This window comes from Actinomycetospora chiangmaiensis DSM 45062 (assembly GCF_000379625.1).
In the GTDB taxonomy this organism is placed as follows: domain Bacteria; phylum Actinomycetota; class Actinomycetes; order Mycobacteriales; family Pseudonocardiaceae; genus Actinomycetospora; species Actinomycetospora chiangmaiensis.
In genome coordinates, this window is sequence record NZ_KB903246.1 from 110519 (window position 1) to 125802 (window position 15284).

The following is a 15284-nucleotide window of genomic DNA, read 5'->3' on the forward strand; positions in this document are numbered from 1 at the left end:
CGACGGGACGTGGATGCGGGGAGCGGGGAAGTCGATGAGCGAGACCGGAGCGGCGGCGCACGCGGCGGCCGGCGGGTCGCCCGCGCCGGGATCGGCGGGTCGCCCGCGCATGTCGCGCTCGCAGCGGCGGGCCCAGCTGCTGGCCGCCGCCCGGTCGGTGTTCGGGGCCCAGGGCTACCACGCGGCGGCGATGGACGAGATCGCCGAGCGGGCCGGGGTGAGCAAGCCGGTGCTCTACCAGCACTTCCCGGGCAAGCTCGACCTCTACCGGGCGCTCGTGGAATCCGCGGCCAACGAGATGGTGCGCACCGTCCGCGCGGCGATGCGCTCCACCACCGACAACAAGGCCCGCGTGCACGCGGCCGTGCAGGCCTACTTCGACGTGGTGTCCTCACGCGACGGCGCGATGCGCCTGGTGTTCGAGACCGACACCCGGGCCACGCCCGAGATCGCGGAGATCGTCGACCGGGCGACCAGCGACTGCATCGACGCGGTGACCGAGGTGGTCACCGCGGACGCCGGCCTCGAGCCCGAGCGGGCGAGGCTGCTCGCGGTCGGACTCGTCGGGTTGTCCACGACGGCGGCGCGCTACTGGCTGGACGCCGGGCTGCAACCGCCGCGCGAGGACGCGATCGCCCTCATGTCCACGCTGGCCTGGCGGGGCATCGGCGGCGGGTTCCCCCGGCAGGAGGGCTGACGCCCGACCCGCCGGGAGCTCCCGTCGTCGGGATTGCTCAGCCGACGCCGAAGCCGACGCGACGCACCTCGGACGGCGCGATCTCCACGTAGGCGATGCGCGTGGCCGGGATGAGGTAGCGGCGGCCCTTGTCGTCGGTGAGCGACAGCGTGCCGCTGCTGCCGGACAGGGCACCGTCGACGAGCTCCGCCACCTCGTCGGGCGTCTGCCCGCTCGAGACGACGAGTTCGCGCGGGCTGTCCGCGACGCCGATCTTGACCTCCACGCGACCCTCCGGTCCTCGTTCGTTGACCTGGCGACCGCGAGGCTAGTCGAGATCGGGCTCCCACCGCCGGTGGGCTCGCTCAGGGCGAACGGACTACAGCCCGAGCGCGGCCACCCGCTTGTTGTGCGCCGACTTCAGCCGCTTGAGCACCGGGGAACGGGTGCCGCTCGTCCCCTCCGCCACCACCGCGGCCAGCCCGGGGCTCTCCTCCAGCGCCGCCGTCACCGCCGCCAGTGCCTCGCCCAGCAGGCGGCGCGCCCACATCGAGAGCCGCCCGTGCACCTGCGGGTCCGCGCACGCCTCACGGATCCGGGCGGCGGCGAAGGCGTCGTGCCCGGCGTCCGCGATCACCTCGCGCACCAGGTCGGCCTCCGGGCCGGAGAGGCTCTCCAGGGCCTCGGCCTGCAGGTCGGTGACCAGGCCCCGGCCCAGCGTCGTCGCGACCAGCGCCTCGGCCCAGTCCCGGCCGACGACCGTGGCGAGGAGCCGGTCGACGCGCGCGGTGAACGGGGCCATCGCGTCGAGCACGTCGACGCCGTCCGCCGCCAGGTGGTCGCGCACCCGGCGGAAGTGGTCCATCTCGACGGCGGCCAGGGTCGCGAGCTCGACCCGTCCCGCGAGGTCCGGCGCCCGCTGGGCGTCCGCGGCGAGCCGGCTGAACGCGGCGAGCTCGCCGTAGGCCACGAGGCCCAGCAGGGCCCGCGATTCGTCCCGTCCGCCGCCGTCGCTCACGGCGCGGAAGCCTACGACCACCCGTCCGGGGAGCGCCCGCGACCGGGACGCGGTGCGGTGGTGGTGAACAGGAGGCGTCGTGGCAGGTATCATGGGCATCGGTCCGGGCCGGTGACACCCCCTACCTGACCGATGTGGCCCCACCCGGGGCCGCTCCCCCACGCCCCGTCGCCGGCCGTCGGGCCTCCCGCCCCCGAGCGGGCCGGCGCCGTCGGCCCCCGGAGCGGGACGCATCAGCGCGCGCGGGTCTCCCTGGTTCTCCCGCCCTCGTGCCCGGCGGCAGCGATGCCCGGGCGGAGCGGTCGAGCCAACCGGCACATCTCGCGTGCACCAGCCGCGAGGAAGGCAGACCCCTGAACCCCAGCGAGAACCCCGACACCACCGAGGGCGCGGACGACGTCGCCGAGGTCGTCACGCAGGCCGTGGCCACCACGACGTCGTCGGAGGCCTCCCCGACCTTCGCCGAGCTCGGCGTCATGCCCGAGATCGTCGAGTCGCTCGCCGCGAACGGCATCGAGCGGACCTTCGCCATCCAGGAGCTGACGCTGCCGCTGGCGCTCGCCGGCGAGGACGTCATCGGCCAGGCACGCACCGGCACCGGCAAGACGCTGGGCTTCGGCGTGCCGCTGCTCCAGCGCCTCGGCACCCCCACCGAGGACGGCACGCCGCGTGCGCTCGTCGTCGTGCCCACCCGTGAGCTGTGCCTGCAGGTCGCGAAGGACCTCGAGGGCGCGTCGAAGGGCCTCGGCACCCGCGTCGTCTCGATCTACGGCGGCCGCCCCTACGAGCAGCAGATCGCCGCGCTGCAGACCGGCGTCGAGCTCGTCGTCGGCACCCCCGGCCGGCTCCTCGACCTCGCGCAGCAGGGGCACCTCGTGCTCGCGAAGGTCGGCGGCCTGGTCCTCGACGAGGCCGACGAGATGCTCGACCTGGGCTTCCTGCCCGACGTCGAGCGCATCCTCGCGATGCTGCCCACGCAGCGTCAGACGATGCTCTTCTCGGCCACGATGCCCGGCCCGATCATCACCCTGGCCCGGACGTTCCTCACGCAGCCGACGCACATCCGCGCCGAGCAGGTCGACGCCAGCGCCATCGGCGAGCGGACCGCGCAGTTCGTCTACCGCGCCCACGCGATGGACAAGGTCGAGATGCTCGCCCGCACGCTCCAGGCGCACGACCGCGGGCCCACGATGGTGTTCACCCGCACCAAGCGCACCGCGAGCAAGGTCTCCGAGGAGCTCGCCGAGCGCGGGTTCAAGGTCGGCGCCGTCCACGGTGACCTCGGGCAGGGCGCCCGCGAGCACGCCCTCAAGGCGTTCCGCAACGGACGCATCGACGTCCTGGTCTGCACCGACGTCGCCGCGCGCGGCATCGACGTCACGGGCGTCACCCACGTCGTGAACTACCAGTGCCCGGACGACGCGAAGACCTACGTGCACCGCATCGGGCGCACCGGCCGCGCGGGCAAGACGGGCATCGCGATCACGCTCGTCGACTGGGACGACCTGCCCAAGTGGAAGATGATCTCCGACGACCTGGAGCTGAACGCCCCGGAGCCGCCGGAGACCTACTCCAACTCCAAGCACCTCTACCGCGACCTCGACATTCCCGCCGACGCGACCGGTCGGGTGGCCCGCCGCCGCCGGCCCGCCGAGGAGGAGGCCGAGGACGGTGCGCCCGCGCGCGAGACCGAGGCCGCCGAGGAGCCGTCGCGCCCGCGCCGCGCCCGCAGCCGCACCCGCCGTCGTGCGGGTGAGGTCGTGACCGGCACGGACGGCGAGGCCGCCGAGGCCGCCGACGAGGCGGCGCCGGAGGAGTCCTCGGCCGCCGGCCCCGACACGGGTGAGGGCGCGTCGGACGACGAGGCCGGACGCTCGCGCCCGCGGCGTCGTCGTCGCGGCCGCGGTCGTGCGCACAGCGGCGCCGAGGGCGAGGCCGTCGCAGTCGGCGCCGACGCCGACTGATTCCATAGGCGGGTGAGCAGCGCACCGCCGGAGCAGCGCGACGGGGAGACGGAGCGCAGCGGAGCCCGACCGGGGAGCACGGTCCCGCCGACGCGGCGGGACACGTGGTGGCCCCGGGCGGAGCGCCGCCGCCGCGCCGACCTGGTCGTGATCGCGCTGATCGTGGTCGCGGCCGTCGTCGGTGTGGTCCTCGTCGTCCGCTCCGGCGACGAGGCCTCGACCACCCTCCGGCAGTTCCGCACCATCCCCTCCCCCGACGTGGCCGGCGTGCCGACCGCGCTCACCGAGGCGTGGCGGGCCGCCGACCCGGTCGGCGCCCCGCCCGGGCCGGGCCTGCTCGGCGGGCCGACGAGCGTCGGTGCCGCCGTGGCCACCGGCCGCACCGAGCCCGACGGCACCGGCGTGGTCACCGGGCTCGACGCCGCCACCGGCACGGTCGCCTGGGAGTACCGCCGACCGGACCCGCTCTGCACCCTCGGCGAGGGCTCCGGGGTGGTCCTCGCGCTCTTCGGGACGACGTCGCCGGTCGGCACCTACTGCAGTGACGTCGCCTCGTTCGACCCCTCGAGCGGCGCCCGCGGGCCCACCCGGAACGCCGACGTGCGTCCCGGGACCCGGCTGCTCGCCGACGGCTCCCACGTCACCGCGACCGGTCGCGACTACCTCGAGGTGTGGCGCGACGACCTCGTCGCGACCCTCGAGTACGGCGCGCTGCCCACCCCGGTGCAGAGCACCCCGCAGGCCCGGGCGCAGTGCCCGCACACCTCGATCACGGTGGGCGCGGACGACGTCGCGGTCCTGGAGCGCTGCCCGGGCGAGCCGTCCGACCGGCTCTCGGTGCTCTCCACCACGCCGGCGGAGTACGACAAGCCCGAGGACCGCTTCAGCGTGCTCTCCGGCGTCAGCGGCGGCCGACTGGTGGCCACCTCGGAGTCCCGCACCGCGCTCGAGGCCCCGGACGGGACGCTGCGGGTGTACGACGCGGCCGGGACCCCGGTCGCCACCCTCCCGCTCGGCCCCGCTGCCGGCACGATCCCGGACTCGACGGCCACGGACCCCGCCGGCCAGGGCCTCGGGGCGCGCCTCGCGGGCCCGGTGCTGCTGTGGTGGACCGGCACGGCCACGCTCGGGCTCGACCCGTCCACCATGCTCCCGCGGTGGACGCTGCCCGGCACCCTCGGCCCGGGCGCCTCGATCCCGACCGGGGTGCTCGGTGCCCCGACGACCGTGCTCGTCCCCGTGCCCGGGGGCCTCACCCCCGTCGACGCCGCGACCGGGGCGGTGCGCCCCGTCCTCCCGGTCGATCGGCGCGCGGACCCGCCCGGCCCGATCGGGCTCGACGTGGTCGGGGCGACCGTCGTCGAGCAGCGCGGCGGGACGGTCGTGGGACTGCGTCCGCCCCGGTGAGCCCGCCCCGCTGAGCCCGCCCCGGTGTCAGCCGTGGCGCGCAGCAGCCCGCCCGTCGGAGAGAACCGCGGGCACACCCCCTCATGGGGCACACTCCGGAGGATGAGCCACGAGCCCCTCCCCGTACGGGTCGAGGAGGCGCCGCGTGCGGCGGCACAGCTCACGCCGCACCGGGGGAAACGGGTGGAGCTGCCCGGCCCGGTCGTCGCGCTCCGGGCTCCGGCCCGCCCGCGCACGCCCGACGAGCCGTGGGACGCGGTCGCGGTGCTCGTGCCGGGCTACTCGGGGTCGAAGGAGGACTTCGCCCCGCTGATCGACCCGATCGCCGACGCGGGCATCGACGTGCTCGCGCTGGACCTGCCGGGACAGTACGAGTCGCCGCCGTTCGACGGCGAGATCGAGCACCGGGCGAGCGCGCTCGGCGCGGTGGTCGCGCGGATCGTGCGCGACGAGGCGGACGCGGGCCGCACGGTGCTGCTGCTGGGGCACTCCTACGGCGGGCTCGTCGCGCGGGCGGCCGTGCTCGCGGGGGCGCCCGTCCGTGGGCTGACGCTCATGGACTCCGGGCCCGGGGAGCTGCCGATGGGACCGCGGCGCTCCCGCCTCGACGTCCTGGAACCCGTCCTGCGCCGCCGGGGCCTCGACGCGGTCGTCGCGCTGCGCGAGGAGGCCGGCGACTGGGAGGCGGCCACCCCCGCCGTCGCGACCTTCCTCCGACAGCGACTGGAGCGCTCGTCGCCGGTCGCCCTGCTCGGGATGGGCGACGCGCTGCGCAGTGAGCCGGACCGGGTGCCGGAGCTGGTGGCCGCGCTGCGTGGTCGCCGGCTCGCGACGCTCGTGGTCTGCGGCATGCACGACGACGCCTGGCCCGTCACCACCCAGCGCACCATGGCCGACCGGCTGGAGGCGGAGTTCGCGGCGGTGCCGGGGGCGGCGCACTCCCCGAACGTCGAGAACCCCGCCGGCCTGCTCGACGTCCTGGTCCCCACGTGGCGGACCTGGCTGCGCGAGGACACCCTGGAACCATGACGGATCTCCCGCAGGTTCCCGGGTCGGGCTCCGCTGCGCTGCGTCTGCCGGCCGACCCCGCGCTCGGCTACTTCGGGCCCGGGAGCGCCACCTGGAAGGTGATGGCCGACCCCGCCGCCGGCCCGGGCGGGATCGCCGCGCTGTTCACGCAGGCCCTGCACCCCCGCGCGCTCGCGGGCGTCGACCAGCACTCCGACTTCCGCACGCAGTTCTGGCCGCGCCTCGCGCGCACCGCCGAGTACGTCATGACCGTCACCTACGGGCCGCGCGACGAGGTGGACCGGATCGCCGGGCACGTCCGCGCGGCCCACGAGCACGTCCGCGGCGTCGACCCGGTGACCGGCCGGACCTACGCGGCCTCCGAGCCCGACCTGCTGCGCTGGGTCCACGTCACCGAGGTCCACGGCTTCCTCGACGCCGTGCAGCGCGCCGGCGGCGGGCTCACCGACGACGAGGCCGACCGCTTCCTCGCCGAGCAGGTCCGGGCCGCGGAGCTGCTCGGCGCGACCGACGTGCCCGCCTCCCGCGCCGAGGTCGCGGCCTACTTCGAGGCGGTCCGCCCCGAGCTGCGGGCCTCGGCCACCAGCCGCAGCGGCGCCCTGCGCCTGCTCGCCCCGCCGATGCCGACGAAGGTCGCGCTGGCCACGCCGGCCCGCCCCGCCTGGACCGCTCTCGCCACCCTCGGCTTCGCCCTGCAGCCCCGCTGGGCCCGCCGCATGCACGGCCTCCCCGGGCTCCCGACGACGGACCTCGCGGCCGGGCTCGCGATCCGCGCGCTGCGCACGACGGTGCTCGCCCTCCCCGAGACCTGGCTGCGCGGCCCCGTGGCCCGCGAGGCCCTGGCGAAGGAGAAGGCCCTGCTGGGGACCGCGGCGTGACCGACCTGGCCGACCGCGCCGCGGAGCTCGACGCCGCCGACCCGCTCGCGGCCTGCCGCGACCGCTTCGTGCTCGGCCCGGAGACCGCCTACCTCGACGGCAACTCGCTCGGGCGCCCGCTCGCGGTGACCGCCGACGCCCTCGCCCGCTTCACCCGCGAGGACTGGGGCGGGCGGCTGATCCGGGGCTGGGGCGAGCAGGGCGGAGCGACCGGGAGTGGCTGGGTGGAGCTCCCGACGGAGCTCGGGGACCGGCTCGGGTCGCTCCTGCTCGGCGCCGCACCGGGGCAGACGATCGTCGGCGACTCGACGAGCGTGCTGCTCTACAAGCTCGCCCGCGCGGCGGTGGACGCGGCCCCGCCGGAGCGCGACGAGATCGTGCTCTCCGACGACGACTTCCCCACCGACCGCTACCTGCTCGAGGGCATCGCCGCGGAGACCGGCCGCACGCTGCGCTGGATCTCGACCGACCGCGCCGGCGGGGTGTCGGTCGAGCAGGCCGCGGCGGCGATCGGTGCGCGCACGGCCCTCGTCGTGCTGTCCCACGTCACGTACCGCTCCGGGTACCTGGCGGACGCGGCGGCGATCACCGCGGTGGCCCACGACGCCGGCGCACCGGTCCTCTGGGACCTCTGTCACTCGGTCGGCTCCGTCCCGATCGACCTGGACGGCTGGGGCGCGGACCTCGCCGTGGGGTGCACCTACAAGTACCTCGGCGGCGGGCCCGGGGCGCCCGCCTTCGCCTACGTCGCGGCCCGCCACCACGGGGTGCTGCGTCAGCCGATCCAGGGCTGGTTCGGCCGGCGGGACCCGTTCGCGATGGCCGCCGGCTACGAGCCCGCGTCCGGCATCCGCCAGTTCCTCTCCGGGACCCCGCCGGTGCTCGCCACCGTGCCGCTGCAGATCGGGCTCGAGCTGTACGCGGAGGCCGGGATCGACGCGGTCCGCGCCAAGTCGGTGGCACTGACGGCGTTCGCGGTCGAGTACGCGGACACGGTCGGCCTCGAGCTCGCCTCCCCCCGCGACCCGGACCGGCGCGGCGGGCACCTCACGCTCCGGCACCCGGACGCCCGGGCCCTGGTCGCCGTGCTGTGGGAGCGCGGCGTCATCCCCGACTACCGGGCCCCCGACGGCATCCGCGTCGGGCTCGCCCCGCTGTCGACGTCGTTCGCGGAGGTCGCGGCCGGTCTCGGGGTGCTCGCCGAACTGGTCGCGGTCACGCCCACCAGTTGAGGTAGAGCACGACCAGCACGGTCACCGGCACGGCCAGCGCCGCGACGGTCGCCGGCCACACCGGGGTGCGGCGCCAGGCCGCGATCCCGGTCGCGGCGAGCGCCACCACGGCGCCCGCCACGTGCCCCACGACCACGCCCGTCCCCGGTCCGACCGCGCGGAGCGCGAGCGGCGCGACGACCACCACGAGCGCCAGGACCATGAGGCCGCCCGTGAGCACCCGCGCGACCTCGACGAGGCGCATGAGCGCGGTCGGCCGGTGCCGCCCGATCGGACGCCCGAACGCGCCGGTGCGCGGCGCGGACGACGGCAGCGGCGAGGGCAGGGCCTGCAGGTGCCGGGGCGTCGCCGGGTGCGGCAGCGTCGGCCCGTCGAACGGCACGGCCGGCCGCTCGATCGGCGTCCCCGGGGCCGGGGTGAACGCGCGGTCCATCGCCGCCCAGCCCTCGGGGGGCGTCGGGTCGTCCGGTTGCCGGACGGTCATCGGGGTCCTTCCCAGACGGCGGTCACGGGGCGGTCACGGGGCTCTCACGGGGCCAGGAACGACCAGGCGGGCAGCGACGCCGAGGCGGCGCGCCCCGCGGGGCAGCTGCGCCGGAAGTCGCAGCGCGAGCAGCCGGGGCCGGGCGCGGGCGGGAACAGCGCCTCCGGGTCGCCGCCCGCGGCGAGGGCCTCGGTGGCGTCGGCCATGGTCCGGGCGGTCGTCTCGGCCGCGCGCCGGTGCCGCGCCAGGGACGTCTCGTCGTGCTCGGCCACCGCGACCGTTCCCGACGGCGGGTGGTGCAGTTCCACCCGTCGGCAGGCCCGCCGGAGGGTCCGCGCCGCCGCCAGGGCGTACAGCGCGAGCGCCCGCGAGCCGTGGGCGTCCGCGGCCGTGGGCACGTGGCGGCCGGTCTTGTAGTCGACGATCACGGCCTCGCCGCCCGGACCGGCGTCGATGCGGTCGACCCGGCCCTCGGCCACGATCCCGCCGACGGGGGCGGCCACCCACCGCTCGACGCCGAGCGGTTCGCCGACCTCGGTCTCGGCCACGTACCGCGCGACCCACTCCCGGGCCCGGCCGCGGTACTCGTCGGCCTGGGCGTCGTCGCGGAACCCCTCGGAGGACCAGAGGGTGCCGACGAGGCGGGCGGCGGCCACCGGGGAACGGCGGGCCGGCGGGGTGTCGTAGACCGCGCGGAACACGTTGTGCACCACGGCGCCGAGCGTCGCGTGCGCCCAGGCGCCGCCCCGGGGCGGGGTCGGCCGGTCCAGGTAGGTCATGCGGTACCGGCGCCGGCAGTCGTCCCAGGTGGCGAGCCGCGCCGGGGTGACCCTGACCAGCGGGAGGGGCATGTCCGCCAGACTCAGCTGCCCGCTCATCGGGTCCATCCTAGGCGCCGCCGGTGATCACCTCCGCGCCGGTGGCCCCGTGGAGCAGGGCGTCGAGCTCGTCGGGCGCGGTGGTCTCCGCCGCGATCGGGATCTCCTTGCGGGTGCCGTGGTAGTCGCTCGAGCCGGTGACGACGAGCCCGAGCTCACGCGCCAGCCCGCGGAGGCGGTCCCGGTCCGCGGGGGTGTGGTCGGGGTGGTCGACCTCGATCCCGGCCAGGCCCCGGCCGGCCAGCTCGACGATGACCGACTCCTCGATCACCTCGCCCCGGGTCCGCGCCCACGGGTGCGCCCACACCGGGACGCCACCGGCGGCGAGGATCGTCGCGACGGCCTCGTCGACCGGGGTGTCGACCTTCGGCTCGTAGTACGGCCCGTCCTTGCCCAGGAAGGTGCGGAACGCCTCGCCGACCGAGTCGACCACCCCGAGGTCGAGCAGCGCCTGCCCGACGTGGGGGCGACCGACGGGCGCACCCGTGCGCGCCGCGATGCCCTCCGGGTCGACGTCGTACCCGTCGGCGCGCAGCCGGTCGGCCATCACGCGGATCCGGCGCAGCCGCTCACCCCGCAGCCGTTCCTGGTCGGCGAGGACGGCGGGATGGGCCGGGTCGAACAGGTAGCCGAGCAGGTGGGCCGGGACCCGGCCACCCCGGCCGTCGGGAGCCTCGGTGGAGAACTCCGCGCCCCGCACCAGCCGCACCCCGGACGGGACGGCGGCCGCGGCCGCCTCCCAGCCCGCCGTCGTGTCGTGGTCGGTGAGCGCGAGCGTGGTGACACCCGCCGCGGCCGCGAGCCGGACGACGTCGGCCGGGTCGTCGGACCCGTCGGAGGCGTTCGAGTGCAGGTGGAGGTCGATCACCGGGTCAGGGGCGCGACGGGGTCTGGCGCTTCTCCCCGAACACCAGCTCGGAGATCGCCTCGTAGAACTCGTCGGGGTCCGGCATGTAGCTGATGCGGTTGAGGGCCTGGATCTGACCGGCCGACTCGATGACCAGGGTGCCGTAGCCGAGGATGCGGCCCATGAAGGTGCGCTCGAAGGTGAGGTCGGTGACCTTCCCGAGCGGCATCATGCCGATCCGCTGCGTGAAGACACCCTCGGCGAGCATCACGCGCTTGTCGGTCATGACGACCTTCTCGACCCACCACTCGCTGATCTTGTAGGACGCCTTGATCAGCACGAGCAGCGCGCCGTACCAGAGCATGTTCGAGATGACCGGGCCCTCGGGCAGCACCGCCGCCGCGATCATCAGGACGATCACCAGCACGGCCGCCTGCACGACCTCGTTGACGATGACGAACCAGTGCCGCCGGAAGCGGATCACGCGCCGCTCGGTCGGCAGGACGTACTCGTCGATGTCCCGCGGTGCCAGCACGGTGGCCCTCCCCCGTTCAGCGATGGTCGAGCTCCGCCGCGCCGCGGCTCCCGCGCCCGGCAGGAGCCTAACCCGCCGGACGCACGGGGAGGACCACCTCCGCGTGACGCGCGGTCAGCGGTCCTGCGGGACCGGTCGACCCGGCTGCTCCAGCGCGAACTGCTGCTCCGGGGTGTCGGCCACCGGCCGCTTCGGCACCATCACCTTGCGCCGGTAGATGCAGACGACGACGCCGTCCTGGTTGTAGCCGATGGTCTCGACCTGGACGACGCCGCGGTCGTTCTTCGACGACGACTCCTTCTTGTCCAGCACCGTCGACTCGCCGTAGATCGTGTCGCCGTGGAAGACCGGCTTCACGTGGCGCAGCGACTCGACCTCGAGGTTCGCGATCGCCTTGCCGGACACGTCGGCCACCGACATGCCGAGCAGCAGCGAGTAGACGTAGTTGCCGACGACGACGTTGCGGCCCTGCTGCGTCCCGGACGCGTAGTGGTTGTCCAGGTGCAGGGGGTGGTGGTTCATGGTGATGAGGCAGAAGAGGTGGTCGTCGTACTCGGTGACCGTCTTGCCGGGCCAGTGCTTGTACGTCGCCCCGACCTCGAACTCCTCGAAGTACCGACCGAACTGCACGTGTCCACTCCCTGAATTCACTCGACGACAGCGACGTCGCATGTCACTCCCACGGCGGTGGCCCCGGGACGAGTCGTAGGATGGACCATCGGTGCACGGCGCGGACCAGCACGAACGCGTGAGCCGTGCCTCATGGATCGAGACAGCGTGCGCGCCGCGACGAGGGAGGTGGACGTGGACCAGCCCGAGCAGGCAGCCGACACCCCCGGCGGAAGTACCGGCCGCGTCCCCTCGCGTCCGACGCCGCGCCGCTGACGCGGGCGTGCCGGCGCGGGGCGACGCGGAGAGCCGCCCGCCGCTCCGACCCGAGAACCGAGGCCCCGCCATGCCCGCCCTCCCCTCGCTGCGCACCGCCGCCCGTGTCCGCCGCCCCCGCGCGCTCGACCAGGGCGTCGGCGTCCCGCACGTCCCCATGTCGGCCTTCGTCGTCGACTGCGCGATCTACGTCGGCGGTGCGCGGGTCGAGGGGCGCTGGAACCCGCGGGACGCGATCGCCGAGGTCCGCAGCCGCGGCGAGGGCTTCGTCTGGATCGGCCTGCACGAGCCCGACGCCGAGCAGATCGAGGACATCGCCGAGGTCTTCGGGCTGCACCCGCTCGCGGTGGAGGACGCGGTGCACGCCCACCAGCGCCCGAAGATCGAGCGCTACGACGACATGCTGTTCTCGGTGTTCAAGACGATGCGCTACGTCGCGCACGCCTCCCCCACCACGGCGAACGAGATCGTCGAGTCCGGCGAGCTGATGTGCTTCGTGGGGCGCGACTTCGTGGTGACGGTGCGCCACGGACAGCACTCGGGGCTGCGGCGGGTCCGCCGGACGCTCGAGGCGGACCCGGAGCACCTCGCCCTCGGTCCCGCCGTCGTGCTGCACGCCGTGGCCGACCACATCGTGGACGCCTACCTCGACGTGTCCGCCGCCGTGGAGGGCGACATCGACACCATCGAGGCCGAGGTCTTCGCGCCCTACTCCGACTTCTCGGCCGACCAGATCTACCTGATGAAGCGCGAGGTGCTCGAGCTGCGGCGGGCCGTGGCGCCGCTGGTCAACCCGCTGCGCCGGCTCACCGAGGGCTACTCGCCGCTGGTGCCGACCGAGGTGCGCAGCTACTTCCGCGACGTCGACGACCACCTCGCCACCGTCGCGGAGCGCGTGGCGCAGTTCGACGAGCTGCTGACCACCCTCGTGGACGCGGTGCTCGCCAAGATCACGCTGCGCCAGAACAACGACATGCGCAAGATCACCGCCTACGCCGCCCTGCTCGCGGTCCCGACGATGTTCGCCGGCATCTACGGCATGAACTTCGACTACATGCCCGAGCTGCACTGGACCTTCGGCTATCCGCTGGTGATCGTCGTGATCCTCGCGATCTGCGGTTGGCTCTTCCGCACGTTCCGCCGCAACCACTGGCTCTGAGGGGTTCTTCCGACCTTCCGGTCATTCCGGACGACGGGTTGAGCCGGGTGGCGCAACCCGGCTCACCCGCCGTCGGAAACCCGATTGGAGGCGACGGATGGCGGGCACACGGGCCCTCGTGTAGCTGGGCTCACCAACGGCCCGGCCGTGACACCGGGGGGTTCTCGTGACGGCGACCGATCAACCGCAGAGCGTCCGCTCGCTCATCCCCGCGCGGATCGACCGGTTGCCGTGGTCGCCGTTCCACACGCGCATGGTGGTCGCGCTCGGGACGGCGTGGATCCTCGACGGCCTCGAGATCACCATCGCGAGCAACGTCGGCGACAAGCTGACCGACTCCTCGCGGCTCGGGCTCTCCGCGACGGCGGTCGGCGGGCTCGCGACGGCGTACCTCATCGGCCAGGTGGTCGGCGCCCTGGTCTTCGGGCACATCTCCGACCGGCTCGGCCGCCGTCGGCTGTTCATGATCACGCTGGCGATCTACTTCGGAGGGTCCGCACTGACCGCGTTCACCGTCGGCTCCGGGGCCGGGGCGATCGCATTCATCTACCTGACCCGCTTCATTGCGGGGGCCGGCATCGGCGGGGAGTACGCGGCGATCAACTCGGCGATCGACGAACTCATCCCGGCGACCTACCGGGGACGCGTCGACATCGCGGTCAACGGCACGTACTGGGCGGGCGCCGCGATCGCCGCCGTCGTCCAGGTCCCGCTGCTCTCCGGGGCGCTCTCCCCCGCCATCGACTGGCGCATCGCGTTCCTGCTCGGCCCGGTCCTCGGCATCGCGATCCTGTTCCTGCGCCGCAACCTGCCCGAGAGCCCGCGCTGGCAGATCATGCACGGCCGTGGCGAGGAGGCCGAGCGGTCGATCTCCTACATCGAGGAGGAGGTCTCGTCGACCGGCAAGGAGCTGCCGCCGGTCGACGAGCGTCGGGCCATCGAGATCACGCCGACCGACCAGACCGGCTACCTCGCCCTGCTCCGGGTGCTCTTCCGGACCTATCCCGGCCGCTCCACGCTCGGCGCGACGCTGATGATCACGCAGTCGTTCCTCTACAACGCGATCTTCTTCACCTACGCGACGGTGCTCGGCACGTTCTTCGGCGTGCAGGACACGGCGCTGTACTACATCCCGTTCGCGGTCGGGAACTTCCTCGGTCCGCTGCTGCTCGGGCCCTTGTTCGACTCGATCGGCCGCAAGCCGATGATCTCCGGCACCTACATCCTGTCCGGCGGGCTGCTGGTGATCTCGGCGTTCCTGTTCCGGGCCGGGGCGCTGACGGCCACCACCCAGACGATCGCCTGGTGCGTGATCTTCTTCTTCGCCTCGGCGGGCGCGTCGGCCGCGTACCTGACGGTCAGCGAGGTCTTCCCGATGGAGGTCCGCGCGAAGGCGATCGCCGTGTTCTTCGCGATCGCCCAGGGCTTCGGGTCCATCGCGCCGCTGTTCTACGGCTCGCTGATCGACAAGAACGCCCCCGACCCCTCGAAGCTGTTCATCGGCTACATCGTCGGCGCGGCGATCATGATCGTCGGTGGGCTCGTGACGATCGCGCTCGGCGTGAAGGCGGAGGGACAGTCGCTGGAGGACATCGCCCAGCCGCTGTCGGTGGTGCGGGCGACGGGCGCGGCGAGTTCGTGATCGGCGAGCGCCTGCGGTGGTCGGCGCGCCTCCCCGACCACCGCAGGCGTCCGCTCCCCGTCGGCGCTGCCGATCCGTCGGTCTCCCGGCAGCATCATCTGCCGTGAGCAGCCTCTCCGGGCCCGACCAGCCGGCACCGCCCGGGTGGCGGTCGCACCAGCACGTGCAGCGGTTCGTCACCCCGGCCCCGCGTGACCGGGTCTGGGCGTGGCTGAACGACCCGGCCACCTTCACCGACACCCAGATCCCGCCGTGGCGCGTGGAGTTCCTGGGCGGTGGGTTCGCCGAGGGGGTCGTGACGACCCACCACGGTCCGGGCCTGCACCTGCCGGGGGTGCTGGGCGAGATCCGCGAGGGCGAGTCGCGCGACCTGCAGTACCTCTACGGCGCCTACGCGATCTCGTTCCGGCTGCTGCGCCCGACGCGGCTGTGGATCGGGGTCGCGGACGCCCCCGGCGGCACGGCCGTGGAGCTCCGCATCGACGCGCACGTCCACCCGCGGCTGCTGCGGCTCTGGGCCTTCTCGCAGCGGCTGTTCTGGCGGCGCTTCGAGTCGTGGACGGCCCGGGCGACGGCGGCCTGATCCACCGCGGCGAGGGTGACGCCACGGGCAGAGCTGCCCGGCGCGCGCCCGGCGAGCGGGACCCGCC

General features: G+C 74.6%; 16 protein-coding genes. 9 read left to right on the forward strand and 7 right to left on the reverse strand.

Annotation, left to right across the window (positions count from 1 at the left end):
* Window positions 1–34: 34 nt before the first annotated feature.
* Complete coding sequence (locus tag A3CO_RS0126030; RefSeq protein WP_018335197.1) at window positions 35–697, forward strand: TetR/AcrR family transcriptional regulator; 663 nt, start codon at window positions 35–37, stop codon at window positions 695–697.
* Window positions 698–734: 37 nt separating this feature from the next.
* On the opposite strand, the gene A3CO_RS0126035 is transcribed toward A3CO_RS0126030, so the two are convergent.
* The gene (locus A3CO_RS0126035) at window positions 735–962 is read right to left on the reverse strand and encodes a DUF3107 domain-containing protein (protein WP_018335198.1); all 228 of its coding nucleotides are present in this window, start codon (window positions 960–962) and stop codon (window positions 735–737) included.
* 93 nt (window positions 963–1055) lie between these two features.
* Window positions 1056–1694, reverse strand: a complete 639-nt coding sequence (locus tag A3CO_RS0126040; protein ID WP_018335199.1) for a ferritin-like fold-containing protein — start codon at window positions 1692–1694, stop codon at window positions 1056–1058.
* Window positions 1695–2170: 476 nt separating this feature from the next.
* Here A3CO_RS0126040 and A3CO_RS0126045 point away from each other — a divergent pair, with 476 nt between their 5' ends.
* The 5 genes from A3CO_RS0126045 (at window position 2171) to A3CO_RS0126065 (ending at window position 8204) form a co-directional block, all read left to right on the forward strand.
* Window positions 2171–3658: a DEAD/DEAH box helicase gene (locus A3CO_RS0126045; protein WP_084682216.1), complete on the forward strand. Its 1488-nt coding sequence runs from the start codon at window positions 2171–2173 to the stop codon at window positions 3656–3658.
* A 12-nt stretch (window positions 3659–3670) separates the two neighbouring features.
* Complete coding sequence (locus A3CO_RS0126050; protein WP_018335201.1) at window positions 3671–5065, forward strand: Rv3212 family protein; 1395 nt, start codon at window positions 3671–3673, stop codon at window positions 5063–5065.
* Window positions 5066–5167: 102 nt separating this feature from the next.
* Entirely contained in the window at window positions 5168–6094 is a 927-nt protein-coding gene (locus A3CO_RS34395; protein WP_051086096.1) for an alpha/beta fold hydrolase, read from the forward strand.
* Window positions 6091–6972, forward strand: coding sequence for an oxygenase MpaB family protein (locus A3CO_RS0126060; RefSeq protein WP_018335203.1), 882 nt, complete (start codon window positions 6091–6093; stop codon window positions 6970–6972). Before A3CO_RS34395 ends, A3CO_RS0126060 begins: the two co-directional genes overlap by 4 nt.
* Window positions 6969–8204 carry a kynureninase gene (locus A3CO_RS0126065; protein WP_018335204.1) on the forward strand — a complete coding sequence of 412 codons (1236 nt, stop codon included), beginning with the start codon at window positions 6969–6971 and terminating at the stop codon, window positions 8202–8204. Before A3CO_RS0126060 ends, A3CO_RS0126065 begins: the two co-directional genes overlap by 4 nt.
* On the opposite strand, the gene A3CO_RS0126070 is transcribed toward A3CO_RS0126065, so the two are convergent.
* From A3CO_RS0126070 to A3CO_RS0126090, 5 genes are all read right to left on the reverse strand, one after another.
* The gene (locus A3CO_RS0126070; protein WP_018335205.1) at window positions 8188–8688 is read right to left on the reverse strand and encodes a hypothetical protein; all 501 of its coding nucleotides are present in this window, start codon (window positions 8686–8688) and stop codon (window positions 8188–8190) included. The two genes, A3CO_RS0126065 and A3CO_RS0126070, sit on opposite strands and share 17 nt — an antisense overlap.
* Window positions 8689–8732: 44 nt before the next feature.
* Complete coding sequence (locus A3CO_RS0126075; protein WP_018335206.1) at window positions 8733–9575, reverse strand: RecB family exonuclease; 843 nt, start codon at window positions 9573–9575, stop codon at window positions 8733–8735.
* Between the two features lies 1 nt (window position 9576).
* Complete coding sequence (locus tag A3CO_RS0126080) at window positions 9577–10434, reverse strand: PHP domain-containing protein (protein ID WP_018335207.1); 858 nt, start codon at window positions 10432–10434, stop codon at window positions 9577–9579.
* Between the two features lie 4 nt (window positions 10435–10438).
* Window positions 10439–10948 carry a PH domain-containing protein gene (locus tag A3CO_RS0126085; RefSeq protein WP_018335208.1) on the reverse strand — a complete coding sequence of 170 codons (510 nt, stop codon included), beginning with the start codon at window positions 10946–10948 and terminating at the stop codon, window positions 10439–10441.
* Between the two features lie 114 nt (window positions 10949–11062).
* Complete coding sequence (locus A3CO_RS0126090) at window positions 11063–11578, reverse strand: MaoC family dehydratase (RefSeq protein WP_018335209.1); 516 nt, start codon at window positions 11576–11578, stop codon at window positions 11063–11065.
* A gap of 325 nt (window positions 11579–11903) precedes the next feature.
* On the opposite strand from A3CO_RS0126090, the gene A3CO_RS0126095 reads away from it, so the two are divergent.
* The 3 genes from A3CO_RS0126095 to A3CO_RS0126105 all read left to right on the forward strand — a co-directional run bounded on the left by A3CO_RS0126095 (window position 11904) and on the right by A3CO_RS0126105 (window position 15217).
* Entirely contained in the window at window positions 11904–12992 is a 1089-nt protein-coding gene (locus A3CO_RS0126095) for a magnesium and cobalt transport protein CorA (protein ID WP_018335210.1), read from the forward strand.
* A 166-nt stretch (window positions 12993–13158) separates the two neighbouring features.
* A complete protein-coding gene (locus tag A3CO_RS0126100) occupies window positions 13159–14634 on the forward strand; it encodes an MFS transporter (protein ID WP_018335211.1) in 1476 nt (491 codons plus the stop codon).
* A 103-nt stretch (window positions 14635–14737) separates the two neighbouring features.
* Window positions 14738–15217, forward strand: a complete 480-nt coding sequence (locus A3CO_RS0126105) for a hypothetical protein (protein ID WP_018335212.1) — start codon at window positions 14738–14740, stop codon at window positions 15215–15217.
* Window positions 15218–15284 lie beyond the last annotated feature (67 nt).